This is a genomic window from Olsenella phocaeensis, from assembly GCF_900120385.1.
Lineage (GTDB): Bacteria > Actinomycetota > Coriobacteriia > Coriobacteriales > Atopobiaceae > Olsenella_I > Olsenella_I phocaeensis.
Map to the genome: position 1 here is coordinate 1 of NZ_LT635496.1, position 1,773 is coordinate 1,773.

3 protein-coding genes and 1 tRNA gene are annotated in these 1,773 nt (G+C 57.8%); 3 read left to right on the plus strand and 1 reads right to left on the minus strand.

What is annotated here, in order from left to right; genetic code table 11:
- Positions 1 to 183: 183 nt before the first annotated feature.
- A complete protein-coding gene (locus BQ7388_RS09940; RefSeq protein WP_072500132.1) occupies positions 184 to 432 on the minus strand; it encodes a helix-turn-helix domain-containing protein in 249 nt (82 codons plus the stop codon).
- 137 nt (positions 433 to 569) lie between these two features.
- On the opposite strand from BQ7388_RS09940, the gene BQ7388_RS12140 reads away from it, so the two are divergent.
- From BQ7388_RS12140 to BQ7388_RS09950, 3 genes are all read left to right on the plus strand, one after another.
- Positions 570 to 794, plus strand: a complete 225-nt coding sequence (locus BQ7388_RS12140) for a hypothetical protein (protein ID WP_129583186.1) — start codon at positions 570 to 572, stop codon at positions 792 to 794.
- Positions 769 to 969 carry a hypothetical protein gene (locus BQ7388_RS09945; RefSeq protein WP_072500131.1) on the plus strand — a complete coding sequence of 67 codons (201 nt, stop codon included), beginning with the start codon at positions 769 to 771 and terminating at the stop codon, positions 967 to 969. Before BQ7388_RS12140 ends, BQ7388_RS09945 begins: the two co-directional genes overlap by 26 nt.
- Before the next feature lie 658 nt (positions 970 to 1,627).
- Positions 1,628 to 1,713: transfer RNA gene (locus BQ7388_RS09950), tRNA-Leu, on the plus strand.
- The last annotated feature ends 60 nt before the right edge of the window (positions 1,714 to 1,773 follow it).

The following is a 1,773-nucleotide window of genomic DNA, read 5'->3' on the forward strand; positions in this document are numbered from 1 at the left end:
GGCTCGCGCGCCCGAACCACTCGGACGCCCTGGCTTCCTGGACGGCCCTGCTTGCCTCGTTCAGCTTCTCGTTGAGTTCCGCGAGCCTCTCCTCGTCGCCCATCTCCATCTCCCGTCCTTGTGTCCCACCTACGAACTAGTGTTCTGTACCGGCGCCAGCCAGCGTCCGGAGCGCGTCGGTCATTACTTAGGTGGTGATTGCTGTGGCTTGTCCTTTGGGTGTTGATACCGCTCGGCCAAAGACATGACCGTGTTGGCATCGACGCCAAGGGCGACCGAGATTCTGAATAGGGCGCTTGCCGACGGGTTGTACTTCTTGCTGTTCCAAATCTGGCTCATGTGCGCGTCGCTCATGCCAGTCAGGCGGCAAATGTCTGCCTGCTTCATGCCCCTCTCGGTCGCTATCTCACGAATGGCCCTTCCTATATCCATTTGGACCTCCGTTCTTTATTACGTGAATCCTAACAAAAATTAGGAAAAGAGTAAATTCTTACTTGAAACCTAACGTACGTAAGGCTACTATCGGAATCGTCCTAACGAACGTTATGTTTTTGAGAGGAGGAAAGCCCATGAAGTTTTGGAGCAGTGTCGTTCTGACTGGTAATCCAACCGATGCCCTGGCGAGCCTTCTGAAAGTCTTCCCGGTGGCCCCTGGCAAGGATGGCAGGCCCGCACAGAAGATCATCGGCAGCGAAGTGACGGTCGTACGGAACCCGGACACCGGGAATATAATCACGACATACCCGACGGACAGCAGGAGGAGGAAGTATGGCCCTCGAAAAGACGCAGATTGACGTCCTTGGCGAACTCGGGTTCCCCGCTGACCTGTCGGCGTACACGGAGGCGCAGCTCTCGGATGCGGAGGATGCGGTCGAACGAGAGCTTTTCGCGAACATCGAGTGTGATGCGCTCAACGAGCGTGGTGAGGTGTGCCGCTCGATTCTCTTCGAACTGGCCTCGATTGAGTAGGAGGAGCCCATGGCGCATGACGACCTCGACGTGGTCTGCTACAAGGTGATGCGCTACATCGATGCCGCAAGCGTTTTGGAGCAGTGTCGTTCTGACTGGTAATCCAACAGGGGCTGATGGCAGCGGTCGCATACGACCTGCTAAAGGCACTGATAGCGCGGATAAGGGAAAACCTCAGACGCCAGCCGACCAAGCCCAAGCATCCGAGGTAATCCGAAAGCGGGGCGCCCGCACAGGCCCCGCACCCTTGCAAGCATCCTAGCACAAGGAGGGGACATGAACACATTGATAACCTGCGTCGTTGCCGTCCTGGTAACGGCACTCATAGAGCACCTCCGCAGCAAGCGATAGCAACAAAAACGACCCCGCTGCCACGGGGCCGAACTGACGGAACCACCAAGAGAGAGAAGCCATCATGGAGAAGAATACCACGCAGCGCGAGTACCGCCGACCCATCGCCATGGGCATCGCGAGGGACGCCAACAAGATGAACCAGGTTTTGGAGCAGTGTCGTTCTGACTGGTAATCCAACCCGACGACGGGACGTTCGACACGGTAGAGGTCTTAGACCCATAAAAAATGACATCCGTCACCCCGACTCCTAGCCTGGGTTGCAATGTCATCAACGAACTTATACCACACATCGAGCACATTCATACGGAGCGTGGCGGAACCGGCAGGCGCGCGTGCCCCAGGAGCACGTGGCCCATGGCCGTGCGGGTTCGAGTCCCGCAGCTCCGACCATGAGGCAAGCGCGCGCTGCCCGACCCGGGTGAGTCGCTAAACCGCCCTCGCCAGGAGATC

Excerpts from the sequence above, each read along its gene's own strand:
- BQ7388_RS09945 (WP_072500131.1), top strand. The coding sequence starts at position 769 with ATGGCCCTCGAAAAGACGCAGATTGACGTCCTTGGCGAACTCGGGTTC.
- BQ7388_RS09940 (WP_072500132.1), bottom strand. The coding sequence starts at position 432 with ATGGATATAGGAAGGGCCATTCGTGAGATAGCGACCGAGAGGGGCATG.
- BQ7388_RS12140 (WP_129583186.1), top strand. The coding sequence starts at position 570 with ATGAAGTTTTGGAGCAGTGTCGTTCTGACTGGTAATCCAACCGATGCC.